The organism is Nostoc sp. C057, from assembly GCF_013393925.1.
GTDB lineage: Bacteria > Cyanobacteriota > Cyanobacteriia > Cyanobacteriales > Nostocaceae > Nostoc > Nostoc muscorum_A.
Genome location: NZ_CP040281.1, coordinates 1,700,039 through 1,716,117, shown reverse-complemented (window position 1 = coordinate 1,716,117; position 16,079 = coordinate 1,700,039). Strand labels below are relative to the sequence as shown.

Sequence of the window (16,079 nt, the reverse complement as noted above, 5' to 3'; positions counted from 1 at the left end):
TATCTCTATAGGTAATTTTACCATAGGAAGCTACAGCAATCAAGAATGTACTTGGTTGGCTGAGGTTCTACTAATTTTATGGAATTTTATATTCGTTTGAAAGGGTGCTAGTAGAACAATGATTTACGGAAGTATACCTATGATGATTTTTATTTTAGCGTCTGGATATTTGTTCACAGTCTACCTGTTATTAGCACTGGCAAAGCGAACGGGTACAAAGACTGTTCCTAAAAGTTTTTCTTCATCTGCCGAAGGAAAACACAAGCAGGAGATATCAGTAAGGGCAAAAGTGACTGAAGCTGTTAATAGTCAGTAGTGGGTAGTGAGGAGTTAAGAGTTATTAATTCAAAATTTTTAACTCCTAATACTGATTACATCTAAGGTTGCTTGCGAACAAGGGGATTTTGCCCCTTGCCTCACTAGTTTGATTCTGTAAAGTTTCACAAAGAATAGGTATAAACCTCGTCTAGCTCGAAACCTGTGGTTTTTCTGCCAAAAAATATAAAAAACCTTAGAAATGCCCTTGGTCTAAATCGTTCTATTTGTTTGGGTCGTTTTTATCCTTTTTGTCCTTGGGATCTTTTTTAGGTTTTTTAACTTCTTTATTACTTTTTCTTTCCTTCGACATTAGCGTTCTCCAACTAGGTTATTCAGTGAAAGCTTCCATATTCTGCCGTCAGAAAATCAGGACATGACTTACCTGATATTCTTGTAAGGCAAAAAAGAAAGTATCAAACATAAATGCTACTAACTACAATGATACGGTGTTGTTTGATTTAATGTAGCTTGAATCCATATTGCCAGAAGTTGCCCAAATTTCATCAAGATTCAGGTTACAGAGGAGAATTTTCTTTTCTGGCAATCATAACCTAAGTAAATCGGCTTAAATAATTAAAGATTTGCAAGACTTACGCAAATAATAGCCAAAACCACACGCGGTAGGGGTAATATCATGAATTGCCTCTACCGCGTGTGGTTTTGCGTAAATTCTATTCTAACTCCCTTGACTGACTATTGCTCCAACAATTTCAATCGTTGCCACCAACGATTGAGGGGATAATAGACCACGGGTGCCCACAGACTACTAAGAATGGCAGAGGCGAGGGCGACACGCTGGTAATATGTCCAAATATCTGTTACTTTGCGCTCATTTCCTATCAAAGTTAATTGCAACCCAAAGATAGTTTCTGCCAAAACTGCCATCACAAAGACAATTACAGCAATCGAAATAAAGTCTTCTTCAATAAAACGCTGTTTCTGGAGCAGACCAGTTAAAATTCCTACAATTCCTAAACTGATGGCATGACTAGGATTAGGTGCTGTCATGGAATCTTGAAGTAGCCCCAGAACTATACCTGCCAAGGCTCCGGCAAATACTGTACGCTTCACACTCCAAGTTACCACCCAAATTAATAGCCAGTTAGGGCCAATTCCCAATAATTCCATACCTGGCAGGCGGGTTGGTAATAATAGTAAACATAACAGTACAGAACTAGCAGTCACTATCCAACTAAACAACTGCCGTACACCGGGATGCCAACGAGAAAGTGGCTGGATTCGGAATTTCGATTTTCGCTCTGACGATTTTGGCTTTTTCTGCCTGCTAATACCAAATGCAGGAATCTTCATTTTTCTATGGATTTTCAAGAGAGAATTTACTTAGAATTTTGCGGCAGTTGATTTGCCGACTTTTCATTTTCCGGCTCTTGGTTTTCTGGTTTTGGATAAACTGCTACCCAATCAAGAGAGCGGATTGGCGGAAAAAGCTCAATTTTCGCTACTGATGCGGGAAGTTTCTTTAAATCCAGCGACTTAATTCGTCCTACTGCCAAGCCGGATGGAAATTTCTGACTATAGGTAGATGTGGAAACTAAATCTCCTATTTTGACATTTGGGACTTTTTCATAAAACTCCAGCACAGCTTCGGCAGAAGAATCTCCTCGCAAAACGCCTTTAGCTGCTGTGCGACTAACTGATACACCAACTTGACTCTTGAGGTCACTGATTAACAAGACGCGGCTAGTATTGGGGGTTACACTCTCCACCAAACCGACTAATCCGCCATCGGCCTTGACTACAAAGCCTTCCTGAATGCCTGCATTCGCACCGCGATTCAGAGTAACTTGTTGCCACCACTGGTCAGCACTACGTCCTACTACCCTGGCTGGAATTGGCCGTGATGCCAGTGGCTCTTTTTCCACATAGCCTAATAAATCTTGTAGCTTTGTCTTTTGACTTTCCAAATCTACTATACGGGTTTGCAATTCTAATATCCGGGCATCTCTGATACGTTCTTCTGGAGTTGGCCCTGACTGCAACATCTCTAATGGACGGGTAAGTGCCTGGTATGTCTCAAGCACCAATTCACCTTGAGTTTGTCGCAATACCCAAGCACTACCAACTACTAGAGCTAACAACCCTATTTGTAAGCCTTTACGATCCCACCAGCGCCGTATTGTAACCATATATACCTTTATCTACTTATACAATTAAGTTCTATTTGGATTCTATTTATATAGAACCCAAATAGAACTCAAATAGAACTCAAGTATGATATTTTTTTGCTACATATTGCGAGAGCTTTCGGTAACAACCCGTTCTAACTGTTTGAAGTTTTCTAACACCCGACCGGTTCCCAGCACAACACAACAGAGAGGGTCGGCGGCGATGTGAGTCACAATCCCCGTTTCATGACTAATTAAGGTATCTATGCCTTTGAGCAAAGCACCACCCCCAGCTAACATAATTCCTCTGTCAATAATGTCTGCTGCTAGTTCTGGAGGTGTACGTTCCAGTGTCCGCTTCACAGCTTCTATAATTACTGATAGTGGTTCCAACATACTTTCACGGATTTCTGGACCTTTGATGGTTACAGTTCGCGGTAGACCAGAAAGTAGGTGTAAACCTCGGATTTCCATCATGGCATCATTATCATCATGGGTAGGATACGCAGAACCAAGCCGAATCTTGATGTCTTCAGCAGTCCGTTCACCAATGACTAAGTTATGAACTTTCTTAATATACTGAATGATTGAATCAGTTAGTTCATCCCCAGCAATGCGTACTGATTCGCTGATTACTGTGCCCTGAAGACTTAGCACTGCGACTTCGGTTGTACCACCACCAATATCGATAATCATGTTGCCAGTGGGTTCGGCAACAGGCAGTCCTGCACCAATGGCGGCAGCTACAGGTTCATCGATTAAATAAACTTTTCTTGCTCCTGCTTGGTGAGCCGCATCCATCACAGCCCGTCTTTCTACACCCGTGACCCCACTGGGAATACCAATGACAATTCGGGGTAAAATTAAAGATTTGCCTTCATTTACACGCTGAATAAAGCTTTTCAGCATTAGCTCGGCTATATCAAAATCAGCAATTACACCATCACGCAAGGGGCGGAGGGCAATCACATTTCCAGGTGTGCGGCCGAGCATTTTTTTGGCTTCTTCTCCTACTGCTAGTGCTACCTTTTCGTTGACATCGATAGCAACTACAGAAGGTTCTTGCAGTACAATACCTTTCCCAGATACATAAACCAGGGTGTTAGCAGTACCGAGGTCGATACCCATATCCCATGATGTGCGAAAGTTCCTAAAAATACCCACGCTTCTCTAAGCCCCCTATGTGCGATACTTCTTGACTACAACGGTAAGAGTGGATTCGATTATCTTTGTATCCTGAGTTCAGCAAACTAAACTATATTTTTATATGATTCCCAGGAATATTTACTATGTCTCAGGCCCTTGTTTTTTGATATTCTCTGGTTTGCTTAGTATATCCGTATACTTTTATGTGTTTCTCCAAGTAGTTATGTATAATTTTTCAATTCCACTATATTGTTAACTGTTTAACACATTATTTTCAAGTGTTTCACAATTCGCTATGATGAAAGTCGGAATTAACAAGTACACCTGTACTGGAAGGTAAAACCTATGAGTATCAATATTGTCACCCTTGTTGGCCGTGTAGGCGGCGACCCAGATATAAAATATTTTGAGTCTGGTAGTGTTAAGTGTAGATTGACACTAGCGGTAAAAAGGCGATCGCGCAACAGCGACGAACCTGACTGGTTCACTCTGGAATTATGGGATAAAACGGCTGAAGTAGCAGGTAATTATGTGCGTAAAGGCAGCTTAATTGGCATCAAAGGTTCCTTAAAGTTTGACACATGGAGCGATCGCCAAACAGGAGCAAACCGTTCTACACCAATTATTAGAGTAGACCAACTAGAATTATTAGGCTCTAAGCGCGATGGAGAGGGCGGTGGAGATATGTCTTCAGAACATTTTTAATTAATTGAAAATTGGGAATTGGGAATTGGGAATTGGGAATTGATTATTAGTCCTTTGCCCTCACAAATGACAAAGGACTAATGACAAATGACTAATAACTAATTTGTAAAGTCACCGATGCTTCTACTTCCTGTTCACCACCAACGACAGGAGTGGAAGAATCAGCTACCTTGGCAGCTTCAGCCCGTAAAAACATGGGTGGTGGAGGCGCAGTGGCATTATTAACTTGAATGCTGACTATTTCTTTGGATTTGAAACCCAAGGCGCTGAAAACAGCATCAGCTTGCTGCTGGGCATCTTGGGTGGCTTCTTTTAATGCTTGTTTTTGAGCAGCTGCGATCGCTTCATCATTCGCAACAAAACTAATACCATTAATTTGTGTTGCACCCGCTTTCACTGCATCATCTAATAACGTACCAGCTTTCTCTGTGGGAATCCTAAAACTCACCGTGTTACTGGCAGCATAGCCTGTAATCCTTTGTACATTATTGGTGTAGCTATAGACTGGATTCAACCGGATACCAGTAGTTTGTAATTTTTCTACATTTTGGCTTTTGAGAAACGCAACTACAGCCGATGACTTCCGGGCGGCTTCTTGCTGTACTTCCTCTGCTGTTTTCCCCTGAATCTCCACTCCTAAGCTAACTTGCGCCAAAGTTGTCGGAATCGTTTCAACTCCGCGACCACTGACACTAAGGGTTCGCCACATTTTCTCCTTCTCTTGCGCCAATGCAGGTAGTACAAAAGTTGCACATACTAGCAGGGCTAAAGGCAGTATTTTCCACAAGTTTCCAGATGGAAACTGAGAACCGGGTAAAGCGGCTCTAGTCATAAGATTTGCACTCCTCAAAGTATCCACAGATGTTTTTAATAAGCGTATTTAGCAATCTTCTGGCGGCTGTTAAAAGTCAACAGTCACCACAAGTTTTTCACAACTTAAGTGCGATCGCTAGATACGATTTGTATGTTCTTACTTTGACACTGCGATCGTCAAAACCTAAAATGGTTACATTTTTTGATACTAAAAAAATTACACCAACATTTTTAAAGATTTTGTCATGATGGTAAATTAATTCACCGACTTTGACTTACTACAACTTTCTAAACTGTCTGTAGCAAAGGTTTCCGAAGTTTTCTGATAGCGCTTGATGAAGTGGAGAAATGGCACAAATTAAGCTTTTGAACCTGCCAATAGCGTCTCCACAGATAGATGTTTTCCAGAAACACGTCAAAATCAAAGAGAAGGATTTCCACAGAACCCATGCATTTGTTAGATCCAATTAACTTCTCTTTTCCTCTGCTGGCTACTGCAACAGAAGCCGCAGACAGTTCAATGGTAGTAGCCGCAGTGCTACTAAGCTTAGTAGTCGTTTACCTCGCCAGCAAAGTTGGTGGAGAGTTATCAAACAAAGTGGGTTTGCCGCCCGTTTTAGGCGAACTAGTAGGTGGTGTGGTAGTTGGCATCTCTGTTTTCCACCTTTTAGTGTTTCCAGAAGGCAGCACAGACAGTTCTAACTCTTTGATCATGTCCTTCCTTCAAATCACTGCTGGTTTAAGTCCTGAAGCCACTCCAGCCGTGTTTGCAGCCCAGTCTGAGGTTATTTCCGTTTTAGCAGAATTGGGTGTGATCATCCTGCTGTTTGAAATCGGTTTGGAGTCAAACTTAAAAGACTTAATGGCAGTTGGTATCCAAGCCACCGTCGTCGCAATAGTGGGAGTAGTAGTACCCTTTGCGGCTGGGACTGTAGGACTGATGACTTTATTTGGAATTGCTGCTGTACCCGCAATTTTTGCTGGGGCGGCTTTGACTGCCACTAGTATTGGGATTACTTCCAAAGTACTGTCAGAGTTGGGGCGACTCAATTCTAAAGAAGGGCAGATTATTTTGGGTGCTGCTGTAATTGACGATGTTCTAGGAATCATCGTTTTAGCGGTAGTTGCCAGCCTCGCTAAAGATGGCGTGGTGGATGTCAGCAAAGTTATTTACTTGATTATCAGCGCCACTGGTTTTATTTTGGGAGCAATTCTACTAGGGAATGTTTTCAATAAATCATTTGTAGCGATCGCTGATCAACTCAAAACACGCGGTGGACTGGTAATACCAGCATTCATCTTCGCCTTTGCTATGGCATACCTTGCCGCCGTCATCCACTTAGAAGCGATTTTGGGAGCTTTTGCGGCGGGTTTAGTCCTAGAAGAGACAGAGAAGCGCAAAGAATTGCAAATGCAAGTCTGCCCTATTGCTGATATGTTGGTGCCAATATTCTTTGTAACTGTTGGGGCAAAAACTGATTTAGGAGTGTTAAACCCAGCAATTCCCGATAATCGAGAAGGTTTAATTATGGCAACTTTCCTGATTATAGTAGCCATTCTCGGTAAAGTAATCACAGGCTTAAGCGTGTTTGGTCAACCGGGAATCAACCGTTTAGCGATCGGTGTGGGGATGATTCCTAGAGGGGAAGTTGGATTAGTGTTTGCTGGTGTCGGCGCAGCCAGTGGCGCTCTCTCGAAACCACTAGGGGCGGCAATCATTATGATGGTTATCTTGACAACCTTTTTAGCTCCTCCTTTGTTACGATTTGTGTTCCCAGATCCAAAAACTGTGGATGCAGGCTCAGACCAACTGGTTTTAGATGGTTCTTCTGGAGCCTCGTTGGTAATTGAAACACCTAAGTCGAAGGTGCCAGCATCAAATGACAGTGGCAATTTGGAAGTCACTCCAGATTCTGGCGATCGCTAATCAAAATCTTGGATGAGAAGGAGTCAGAAGACAGAATTCAGAATTCAGAATACCCCAGCAGTCAAGTCAGGGGTAACATCCACGGAAAGAATTTTTCTTCTCCCGATAGCGACGCAGAAAGTGAGTCTTGCCGTAGGCACGCTCTTGTTCGAGCGTCTTCAAATCGGGGGCTTTAAACCTCCCTTGGACATCCAGTCGCACAAAATCCAGAATGGATTCTGGCTCCTGAATTCTGAATTCTTTTTCGGTAAATTCTTACTGAGTTCTGAGTGATTTTCCCTCGGAACTCAGCACTTTAAATTCAGTAAAATCACCGTATTTTGAAGATTCTGTAATTATAAAGTGGAAACTTCTCTCTCCAAATTTCCGTCCCATCTGATTGTAGAATAATCGTCTGTTTATAATTTCTACCCGCATTCGGAATGTTATTTATTTCCAGTATCCCTAGGCTTGTGAGCCATTATCTGAATATTTTCCAGGTAATTGGGGAGTAACACCCATAAATTTTGCTAGATCGTCTGACAGTAATGGGAATTATCTACTTAGTGCATTGATGGCAAAAAACAAAAAACAGTTATCAGTGAACGGTTATCAGTTATTAGTTTTCTAGCTTCCTTGGGAGTCAGATTCCTCCACCTCCAAAGGTGGAAGATTTTATATTGGGATTTCAAGCAAATATGAAATCTGATAACTGATTTAAGCGTGTCTTTATACCAGCTTAAAAATCAAACAAGGCATCAAAGATCAAGTTTAGGTGGTGACGGTGTGATGACTTACCAATGAGTTGAGATATTGACGACTCCCATGAACGTGAATTAGGAGAAAGAACTGTGAAATTACACTGGTTACTACCCAGCACTATTGGAACTATCTTCATGCTATCGTCGCCGGCAATGGCTGCGAAACTTGAATCTTGGCGCTTTGATGCCAATCAAAACAGGCTGGAAATTAATACTGTGGGAGCAGTTCAACCCCAAGCACAACTAATTTTCAACCCGACTCGGCTGGTAATTGATTTGCCAGGAACAACATTCGGCCGTCCGCAGCTAACCCAACAGGTGGGTGGGGGAATTCGCTCAATCAGGGTTGGGCAGTTTGATACAGAAACAACACGCATAGTTGTAGAACTGGCACCTGGTTATACTTTAGACCCCAAACGCGTCCAATTTGTTGGTAGAACTGGCGATCGCTGGACGGTGCAATTACCTAGACCAGAAGTTGATCGAGTCGCCTCATTTCCCGCCTCACCTCCCAGAAGTGCTTACACTGTCGTTACCCCAGACTCTGAACGGCAACCTAGTATTTCAAGAGTTGCCACTACTACACGAGGGGCGACTCAAATTGAAGGCTTGACAGTAACAGGCGATGGGTTGTTCCTCCGTACCAGTGGTGGCAATCCGGGGATTAAGACAATTCGCAGCCGCGATCGCGCTAGTATCTTCATAGATATCTCTGACGCATCTTTATCACCACGTCTGGCGCAACAGAATAATCAGCCTGTTAACAAACATGGTATTAGCCGCGTCGAATTCACCCAACTACAAAACCAAGCTCCTATCGTTCGCTTGACTTTGCGGGTAGATAAAAATAGTCCAGATTGGCAAGCCAGTAATAGTAACAGTGGTGGTTTGGTGGTTCTGCCTAGTCGCGTTGTCAGATTGCCTGGAAGTAGTAATTCGGACAATCAATCACAATCACCCTCTTTTCCTAGCAGATTATCTGCTGCTAACGACTCCCCAGCAACCATTGAGTCTGTGCAACTGGCTGATAATGGCAGACAATTGCTGATTAGAGCCGACCAAACTTTATCTGCTACGGGAACCTGGGATAGATCATCCGGTGTGTTCCGCGTCACAATTAACAATGCCAAGTTAGCTCCTAGAGTTACAGGCCCTACCTTTGCTCCCAATAGCCCCATTCTTCGGGTACGTCTGCAACCCCAAGCAGCCAACACAGTCGTTGTTTTAGTTCAACCAGCACCTGGAGTACAACTCGATCAACCCCAGCAAATCGGCGACCAGCTTTTGGCTATACCAATACAAGGTTCTCGTCGAATTGTTTCCCTCCCCGGAAGACCGTCCTTTGCTTTACCTGGGCTACCACCACCAAACCGGGGACCATTCCCAGACCCAAACAATCCCAATCCCCAGCCCCAATTCCAACCACAGCGCCGAGTTACCAATGGACGAGTGGTAGTCATTATTGACCCAGGACATGGCGGTAAAGACTCAGGAGCGCTTGGTATTGGAGGGGCACGTGAAAAGGATGTGATCTTGCCTATTGGTAAAAGACTGGCACAGATTTTGCAGCAAAATGGTGTACAAGTAGTTATGACCAGGGATTCTGACTATTTTGTTACCCTTCCGGGAAGAGTGCAATTAGCAGAGCGAGCTAATGCTGATGTGTTTGTGAGTATCCACGCAAATTCAGCAGGCGCGAGTCGTCCCGATGTTAATGGCTTGGAAGTCTATTATTACGACAGTGGTCTGGATCTTGCTCGCGTTGTCCGTAGTAGCATTCTCCAAAGTATTGGTACTCTCAAAGACAGGGGAGTACGGCGAGCCAGATTTTATGTTCTCAGAAAAAGTTCTATGCCCTCCATTCTTGTGGAAACGGGTTATATGACTGGTCGAGAGGATATGGCTAGGCTGAGAACCTCAGCTTACCAAAATCAAATGGCAGAAGCGATCGCTCGTGGCGTTCTTCAGTATTTAAAGAGAAGATAAGTAATTTAGTCGAAATTATTGAGTAAATACATCTAATCTTTACCATGTTTATCCAATTTAGTAGTAAAACCAATTTAAGTATTATTGCGGCGGGACAAGAGTAGCATCTTTGTTATTGTCATCTGATGCTTTACAAGTCAAATTTATCTAGGCTAATGGATAGCATGGCAAAATCAGAGGAGCGTGCTATATTTTACGCCATTAGCTGTGTCTTAATAACAGCGTAATACTCAAGTGTGTGCGGTGATGGTGTGAGGATTTGCCAATATATTGAAATTTTGACGGCTCCCATGAATGTGAATCAGGAGAAAAGACTGTGAAATTACGCTGGTTACTATCCAGTACTATTGGAACTATCTTCATGCTATCGTCGCCCGCAATGGCTGCGAAACTTGAATCTTGGCGTTTTGATGTTAATCAAAACAAGCTGGAAATAAATACTGTAGGGAATGTTCAACCCCAAGCACAATTAATTTTTAACCCCACTCGTTTGGTAATTGATTTACCAGGAACGACATTTGGCCGTCCGCAGCTAACCCAACAGGTGGGCGGTGCAATTCGTGCTATCCGTGTTGGGCAGTTTGACGAACAAACAACGCGCATAGTCGTTGAACTGACTCCTGGTTATACTTTAGACCCCAAGGGTGTACAATTTGTTGGTAGAACTGGCGATCGCTGGATGGTGCAATTACCCACGCCAGTAGCCGAAAATGTTCCCTCAAGAAATACTGGTGGGCAACAACAAGCTATAGCAACACAACCTTCACCGAGAACATCTCCATCTGTGTTCTCACCAAGAGATATTTACAACGTGGTGAGAACAAGCCCCATCAATCCACCTAAAAACGGAATGCTTGCCGCCAGGGTAACTCAAATTGAGAACTTACAAGTTACAGGCGATGGGTTTTTCATCCGTACCAATGGTGGTAATCCTCAGATTCAGGTAAATCGTAGCAACGATCAAAGAGAAATTAACATCGACATTGCCAGCGCTACTTTATCACCAAGTCTAGAGCAACGCGATTTGTCGATTAATCGTTATGGTGTCAGCCGTATTCAGTTCAGCCAACTACAAACAAGTCCATCTGCTGTTCGCATGACTTTACAGGTGGATGAAAATAGTCAAAATTGGCGAGCAACTAATAGTAACAGTAGTGGTTTTGTGCTTCTGCCCAGTCGTGGCATTGCTCAGTTCCCTGGAGGTAATAGTAATAGTCCACGCCCCATACCATCTAGTACAGCGACTATTGAGTCTGTGCAACTGGCTAATAATGGCACACAACTGCTAATTAGAGCAGACCAAGCTTTATCTGCAACAGGAGGCTGGGATAGAAGCTCTGGTTTGTACCGCATTATCATCAACAATGCTCGGTTAGCTCCCAAAGTTACAGGGCCGACTTTTAATTCTAATAGCCCTATCCTACGAGTCCGCCTGCAACCCCAAGAATCTAATACAGTTAACGTCTTGGTTCAGCCAGCAGCCGGAGTGCGAATTGGCGAACTTAACCAAGTTGGCGACCAGCTTTTGGCTCTAGAATTACAACGCTCTGGTAGCGTTACACAGCAGCCCATTGATTTACCTCCTTTATCGCCAAACCAAGGTCAATTCCCCAACCCGATAGATAATCCCCGTCCTATATCTCAACCAAAGCCGCGCCCCTCAGTTCCGAGAGGGAAATTACTAGTTGTAATTGACCCAGGACATGGTGGAAAAGACTCAGGCGCTCCTGGTCTAGGTGGACTTTTAGAAAAGGATGTAATTCTGCCTATTGGTAAAAGGGTAGCTGCAATTTTAGAGCAACATGGTGTACAAGCAGTACTAACGCGAGATGCTGACTTTTTCGTAGAACTTCAGGGACGGGTAGAAATTGCCGAGCGAGTTAATGCAACTGCGTTTGTCAGTATTCACGCTAATTCTGTTGATAATCGCCCTGACGTGAATGGGTTAGAAGTATATTATTACGATAGCGGTTATGATCTAGCAGAAGTAGTTCGCAATACCATTCTGCAAAACATCGATACAATCAAAAACCGGGGAACCCGCAAAGCCAGATTCTACGTTCTCAGAAAAAGCTCTATGCCTTCGATTTTAGTAGAAACAGGTTATATGACTGGTCGAGAAGACAATCCCAGATTGGCATCACGAGAGTATCAAAATCAGATGGCAGAAGCGATCGCTCGTGGCATCCTAAAATACTTACAGCAGCGTTAACATAGTACAAATTACTATTAAAAGGTGGTATTTAGAATCCTTTGGCGTGCAGAATTTAGTGGTCAATTAGCCGATTGTCTGCTAAATTCTGTATTTTAAATCCCAAAACCTAAATTAATATCAGCCTGTGTATTCATCTTCGATCTTTGAAGCGAATCTGGACGATTTTTCGGCTCAAGAACCCCAACGTGCCCCAATTGGCATCTTTGACAGTGGTGTGGGTGGATTGACGGTACTGCGACAAATATATCGGCAACTCCCCAATGAATCAATTGTTTACTTTGGGGATACAGCCCGACTTCCTTATGGAATTCGTTCACAAGCAGAAATTTTACAATTTACGCGCGAAATTCTTACCTGGCTACAACAGCAGCAGGTAAAAATGGTAATTATGGCTTGCAATACTAGTTCTGCCCTAGCCCTAGAAACCGTCCGTCAAGAATTCAACATACCCATTTTAGGGGTGATTCTACCGGGTGCAAAAGCTGCGGTGCAGGAAGGAAAACGCATTGGTGTAATTGCCACTCCAGCTACGGCAAAAAGTAATGCTTATAAGCACGCCATCCTTGAAATTGCTCCTGATGTTCAAGTCTGGCAAGTAGGATGTCCAGAGTTTGTGCCACTCATTGAGCAAAATCGGATTCATGACCCCTACACTGCTGAAGTGGCACGAGCCTACTTAGAGCCTTTACTAGAGCAAGAAATTGACACCTTAGTTCATGGCTGTACCCATTATCCCCACCTTACACCAGTATTGCGATCGCTCCTCCCCTCTCAAGTCAAGCTAGTTGACCCAGCTGTTCATGTCGTGGCAGCTTGTGCCCAAGAGTTAGACTTGCTAGGCTTAAAAAATACTCACCTGCCACTACCAACTCGTTTCGCCGTTAGCGGGTGTCCACAACAATTTTCCCAGTCAGGAGTGCAATGGCTAGGCTATACCCCGATGGTTGAAGAGGTTCGCTTTACTGATAGCGCTATTTCCCAACTTCTTTGAAGGAGGCAGGGGGCAGGGGGAAGAGAGAAGGAAGACAAGGGAGACAAGGGAGAGGGGGGAGATAATCATTTTCCCTTATTCGTCTTGTCTCCTTGTCCCTCTGCTGCCTATTTGTATCAACCTTAAAGTGAAACGTAAATTAGGCGGGAGTAAACTTCAGCGAAACACCGTTCATACAGTAGCGCTTGCCTGTAGGTGCAGGGCCGTCATCAAAAACATGACCAAGATGGCCACCACAACGGCTACAATGTACTTCAACTCTGGTCATAAACAGCGACTTATCTACAGTAGTAGCGATCGCACCTTCAATCGGGTTAAAGAAGCTTGGCCAGCCAGTACCACTGTTAAATTTGGTATCAGAGGTAAACAGTGGCAGTTCACACGCGGCACAATAATAAGTACCCTTGTCGTATTCCTTATCTAATGAGCTGGTGTGAGGGCGTTCAGTCCCGTGTTTACGCAATACATTAAACTGTTCTGGCGTTAAAATCGTGCGCCACTCTTCTTCTGGTTTGGTAATTTCAAATCCACTATTAGAAGTTGTCATCGCTTTTGCCCCCCAGTTGATATACCTTGATAACAATGCTGTGCCGACTATTACCGCACTAGCTTGTAAAAAATACCGTTTGTCCATATATCTATTATTTTCTATTTTCCGGTTAACTGGCCAATCAACTCCAGTACGGAATTCCCTACTTAATCACTATAATCAGCGATCGCTCTGAATTAGCGCTGATAAAGTGATTAAAATTAGCTAAGAAACAAAAAATTATTCTGCAATCAAACACTGTAAGGAATCGGAATCAAGTTGACTTGATTTTGAATACACCTGGATGTGTAGGGACGCTCAATCATCATCTTCATCAGAGGTGGTTGTTAACTCCTGAGTAGTCCCCTGTTTACCCTGATTCGTCAAAAATACAAATGCGCGATTGAGTCGCTTTACCCCACTGAGGGTAATTAGGGTCAGTAGCCCTCCTAATAATCCCATTTGCCACAGACCACAACCAATCGCAGCCCCCAAACCGGCCGCAGTCCAGACACAGGCGGCTGTAGTTAAACCTTTTACTTTTGGTGTCGCAGATTTTCTAGGAGACTCTTGTAAAATCAATCCGGCTCCGAGAAATCCTATCCCGGTAGCTACACCCTGAATGGTGCGACTCAGTGCATTGGTGGCAGCATAAGGACTATCACCTTCAGCCTGCAAAGGAATCATTACGAATAGTGCTGCTCCCATACTCACCAGCATAAATGTTCTCATCCCTGCTGGTCTGCCCCCTTGTTGACGGTTAAATCCAATCAGGCAACCAACCAGAAGCGCCAAAGACAATCTAAACGCTATATGTGGCCAATCGTTGGCAGTAATAAACATCGGCCCCATTACCTTTTTCCTCCTAGAGACAGAATGGAATTTTGCGCCTATTGCCAGTGAGCTAGATGGCTACCCACGTTTGTAGCTGAAAACCCAAGTACAGTAAATCAATAGGTTTGGCGTACATTAAGGTTAATTTAACAGAAGGTTAGGAATAAGTAAACTAATATACACAAAACTACCATTGCTGTATAAAGTTTTCCTGCAAAAGCGAATGCTCTCTCAATACTTTTCGGATAAACTCAATAATCTCTCTTTTGGTCTGGGGAAAGGTTAAAAGGCAATGGGGAAAGGGAAATTCAAACCCTTTCCCTTTCCCCTTTTCCCCAAAACCCGAAAAGTATTGAATGCTCTCTAGCAGGAATTCAACCTTCTATTATGAGCAATGGACTTCCAGTCTGAGGGGAATTTTGTATATTTTTAAATGTGATGTCTGCAACGGGCTACGCTTACGCATTCTGGCTAGATCAACCAAAACTTTGAACAACATACATATCATTACCAGTATCCCCTACTAAAAGCAAGTTACTGTCATCACTTTCTAGATTTCGACTGCCAGCAATACCCTTTTGCAGGACTTTAATCAGCCTTTGGGGAGAGAAAGATTCTAATTCCACAAACTTTCCAGATTCTAACCATGCTAATTCTTCAGCAGACAAAGTTTGACGAATCTCTTGAGGTAATTGTTTAGCTGCTTGCGCCGAATCTAGAGAAGATTGAATGAACATTCCGCGTTTAGTAGCGATAATTTGACTTGGCGTTAATCCGATATCAATAATTGCAATCTCGCTATTGAGAAACCAACTAGCATTGGTTTTAAGACGATGAACTAAACCAATTCCTCGTGGATTGCAATCATGAACTGCATATACTTTTAAATCGGGATTGCGGCGTAGCATTTGCATTGTGGTGTCAAAAATGCTTTGCGGATATCCAGTAATGCTGAGAATTGCACAGTTATTTTCAAAGTGAAAATTATTAGCAATTAATAGTTGAGCAATAGTAGCACTATCACAAACGACTAATCTATCGAAACTGTAAGCAGTCACATCAGGATTAACCGTAGCTGGTGTATTTTCCTCACGCGGGAAAGGTAGGATTTTAAGAATTGAACCATTGATTTTCTGCCATCGGCTTAACCAACCTTGAAAATCATTTTGAGAAAATGAAAACTCCTGTGCAAATTTAGTTTGTCCTAGCTGTCGAGTTCCCCAGTATATCGATAGCATCCCTAGAATAACGGCGATGACAAATAGACTAAACGATTTATATATAATTAAGCTAGCATAAATTCCTACAGCAAGAATAATGCCTCCTATTATTTGTAAGCATCTAGCATATTCTTGGCGAGGCTTAAGATGTGTTTTCTTTGATGTAGATTTTGTATATAAATATAATACAAAGCATATATTAAATAGAATAGATACTGTCAAAAAAGAATTAGCACCAAACAAGAAGGAAGCAAATCCACCTACGAATCCTGGTGTCCAAATATTAAAAAATAAATATATAAATAACAAACCAAATATTGAGGTAGACTTGGATTTTATCCGATTATCTAATAAATAAAGCAGTTGCTTGGGTGTAAAAAATAAGGTGTGATTTGCAGAAATATCAGCGATCGCCTTTGCAAAAAAAGGATCAGTAATTTTAACTTTACTCATACTGGTCGGTTCAAAGGCAAAGGGATAATTGCATTTTATACACCGACCTTGATTAGCTGTCCTGTCTTTTAGTTTA

Annotated in this window: 14 protein-coding genes; 7 read left to right on the top strand and 7 right to left on the bottom strand. The window is 42.8% G+C overall.

All coding sequences use genetic code 11. From position 1 onward, the window contains the following. The first annotated feature begins 118 nt into the window (after nt 1–118). On the top strand, nt 119–316 hold the full coding sequence (locus FD724_RS07880; protein ID WP_114085767.1) for a hypothetical protein: 198 nt from the start codon (nt 119–121) through the stop codon (nt 314–316). Nucleotides 317–1,011: 695 nt separating this feature from the next. On the opposite strand, the gene mreD is transcribed toward FD724_RS07880, so the two are convergent. The 3 genes from mreD to FD724_RS07865 all read right to left on the bottom strand — a co-directional run bounded on the left by mreD (nt 1,012) and on the right by FD724_RS07865 (nt 3,572). Beyond that, nucleotides 1,012–1,629, bottom strand: a complete 618-nt coding sequence (gene mreD, locus FD724_RS07875; RefSeq protein ID WP_179072215.1) for a rod shape-determining protein MreD — start codon at nt 1,627–1,629, stop codon at nt 1,012–1,014. A 26-nt stretch (nt 1,630–1,655) separates the two neighbouring features. After that, nucleotides 1,656–2,465 carry a rod shape-determining protein MreC gene (mreC, locus tag FD724_RS07870; RefSeq protein WP_179072214.1) on the bottom strand — a complete coding sequence of 270 codons (810 nt, stop codon included), beginning with the start codon at nt 2,463–2,465 and terminating at the stop codon, nt 1,656–1,658. Nucleotides 2,466–2,564: 99 nt separating this feature from the next. Then, nucleotides 2,565–3,572, bottom strand: a complete 1,008-nt coding sequence (locus tag FD724_RS07865) for a rod shape-determining protein (RefSeq protein WP_094330992.1) — start codon at nt 3,570–3,572, stop codon at nt 2,565–2,567. A 363-nt stretch (nt 3,573–3,935) separates the two neighbouring features. On the opposite strand from FD724_RS07865, the gene FD724_RS07860 reads away from it, so the two are divergent. Continuing rightward, nucleotides 3,936–4,295: a single-stranded DNA-binding protein gene (locus FD724_RS07860; protein ID WP_012408517.1), complete on the top strand. Its 360-nt coding sequence runs from the start codon at nt 3,936–3,938 to the stop codon at nt 4,293–4,295. A gap of 91 nt (nt 4,296–4,386) precedes the next feature. Here the strand turns inward: FD724_RS07860 and FD724_RS07855 are convergent, their stop codons facing one another. After that, nucleotides 4,387–5,127, bottom strand: a complete 741-nt coding sequence (locus FD724_RS07855) for an SIMPL domain-containing protein (protein WP_114085770.1) — start codon at nt 5,125–5,127, stop codon at nt 4,387–4,389. Nucleotides 5,128–5,156: 29 nt separating this feature from the next. Here FD724_RS07855 and FD724_RS07850 point away from each other — a divergent pair, with 29 nt between their 5' ends. From FD724_RS07850 to murI, 5 genes are all read left to right on the top strand, one after another. After that, on the top strand, nt 5,157–5,357 hold the full coding sequence (locus FD724_RS07850; RefSeq protein ID WP_179072213.1) for a hypothetical protein: 201 nt from the start codon (nt 5,157–5,159) through the stop codon (nt 5,355–5,357). Nucleotides 5,358–5,556: 199 nt separating this feature from the next. After that, the gene (locus tag FD724_RS07845; RefSeq protein ID WP_179072212.1) at nt 5,557–7,035 is read left to right on the top strand and encodes a cation:proton antiporter; all 1,479 of its coding nucleotides are present in this window, start codon (nt 5,557–5,559) and stop codon (nt 7,033–7,035) included. A gap of 830 nt (nt 7,036–7,865) precedes the next feature. Then, nucleotides 7,866–9,761: an N-acetylmuramoyl-L-alanine amidase gene (locus FD724_RS07840; RefSeq protein WP_179072211.1), complete on the top strand. Its 1,896-nt coding sequence runs from the start codon at nt 7,866–7,868 to the stop codon at nt 9,759–9,761. A 316-nt stretch (nt 9,762–10,077) separates the two neighbouring features. Then, nucleotides 10,078–11,973, top strand: coding sequence for an N-acetylmuramoyl-L-alanine amidase (locus tag FD724_RS07835; RefSeq protein ID WP_179072210.1), 1,896 nt, complete (start codon nt 10,078–10,080; stop codon nt 11,971–11,973). Nucleotides 11,974–12,100: 127 nt separating this feature from the next. After that, nucleotides 12,101–12,967: a glutamate racemase gene (gene murI / locus FD724_RS07830; protein ID WP_179072209.1), complete on the top strand. Its 867-nt coding sequence runs from the start codon at nt 12,101–12,103 to the stop codon at nt 12,965–12,967. Nucleotides 12,968–13,106: 139 nt separating this feature from the next. Here the strand turns inward: murI and msrB are convergent, their stop codons facing one another. The 3 genes from msrB to FD724_RS07815 all read right to left on the bottom strand — a co-directional run bounded on the left by msrB (nt 13,107) and on the right by FD724_RS07815 (nt 16,003). Then, nucleotides 13,107–13,601, bottom strand: a complete 495-nt coding sequence (gene msrB, locus FD724_RS07825) for a peptide-methionine (R)-S-oxide reductase MsrB (RefSeq protein WP_179072208.1) — start codon at nt 13,599–13,601, stop codon at nt 13,107–13,109. A gap of 213 nt (nt 13,602–13,814) precedes the next feature. Then, the gene (locus FD724_RS07820) at nt 13,815–14,348 is read right to left on the bottom strand and encodes an MgtC/SapB family protein (RefSeq protein ID WP_179072207.1); all 534 of its coding nucleotides are present in this window, start codon (nt 14,346–14,348) and stop codon (nt 13,815–13,817) included. A gap of 458 nt (nt 14,349–14,806) precedes the next feature. Beyond that, nucleotides 14,807–16,003 carry a hypothetical protein gene (locus FD724_RS07815; protein ID WP_306297083.1) on the bottom strand — a complete coding sequence of 399 codons (1,197 nt, stop codon included), beginning with the start codon at nt 16,001–16,003 and terminating at the stop codon, nt 14,807–14,809. Nucleotides 16,004–16,079: the final 76 nt, after the last annotated feature.

Excerpts from the sequence above, each read along its gene's own strand:
- FD724_RS07850 (WP_179072213.1), top strand. The coding sequence starts at position 5,157 with ATGTTTTTAATAAGCGTATTTAGCAATCTTCTGGCGGCTGTTAAAAGT.
- FD724_RS07880 (WP_114085767.1), top strand. The coding sequence starts at position 119 with ATGATTTACGGAAGTATACCTATGATGATTTTTATTTTAGCGTCTGGA.
- msrB (WP_179072208.1), bottom strand. The coding sequence starts at position 13,601 with ATGGACAAACGGTATTTTTTACAAGCTAGTGCGGTAATAGTCGGCACA.
- FD724_RS07855 (WP_114085770.1), bottom strand. The coding sequence starts at position 5,127 with ATGACTAGAGCCGCTTTACCCGGTTCTCAGTTTCCATCTGGAAACTTG.
- FD724_RS07845 (WP_179072212.1), top strand. The coding sequence starts at position 5,557 with ATGCATTTGTTAGATCCAATTAACTTCTCTTTTCCTCTGCTGGCTACT.
- FD724_RS07865 (WP_094330992.1), bottom strand. The coding sequence starts at position 3,572 with ATGGGTATCGACCTCGGTACTGCTAACACCCTGGTTTATGTATCTGGG.
- FD724_RS07820 (WP_179072207.1), bottom strand. The coding sequence starts at position 14,348 with ATGGGGCCGATGTTTATTACTGCCAACGATTGGCCACATATAGCGTTT.
- mreC (WP_179072214.1), bottom strand. The coding sequence starts at position 2,465 with ATGGTTACAATACGGCGCTGGTGGGATCGTAAAGGCTTACAAATAGGG.
- mreD (WP_179072215.1), bottom strand. The coding sequence starts at position 1,629 with ATGAAGATTCCTGCATTTGGTATTAGCAGGCAGAAAAAGCCAAAATCG.
- FD724_RS07815 (WP_306297083.1), bottom strand. The coding sequence starts at position 16,003 with ATGAGTAAAGTTAAAATTACTGATCCTTTTTTTGCAAAGGCGATCGCT.
- FD724_RS07860 (WP_012408517.1), top strand. The coding sequence starts at position 3,936 with ATGAGTATCAATATTGTCACCCTTGTTGGCCGTGTAGGCGGCGACCCA.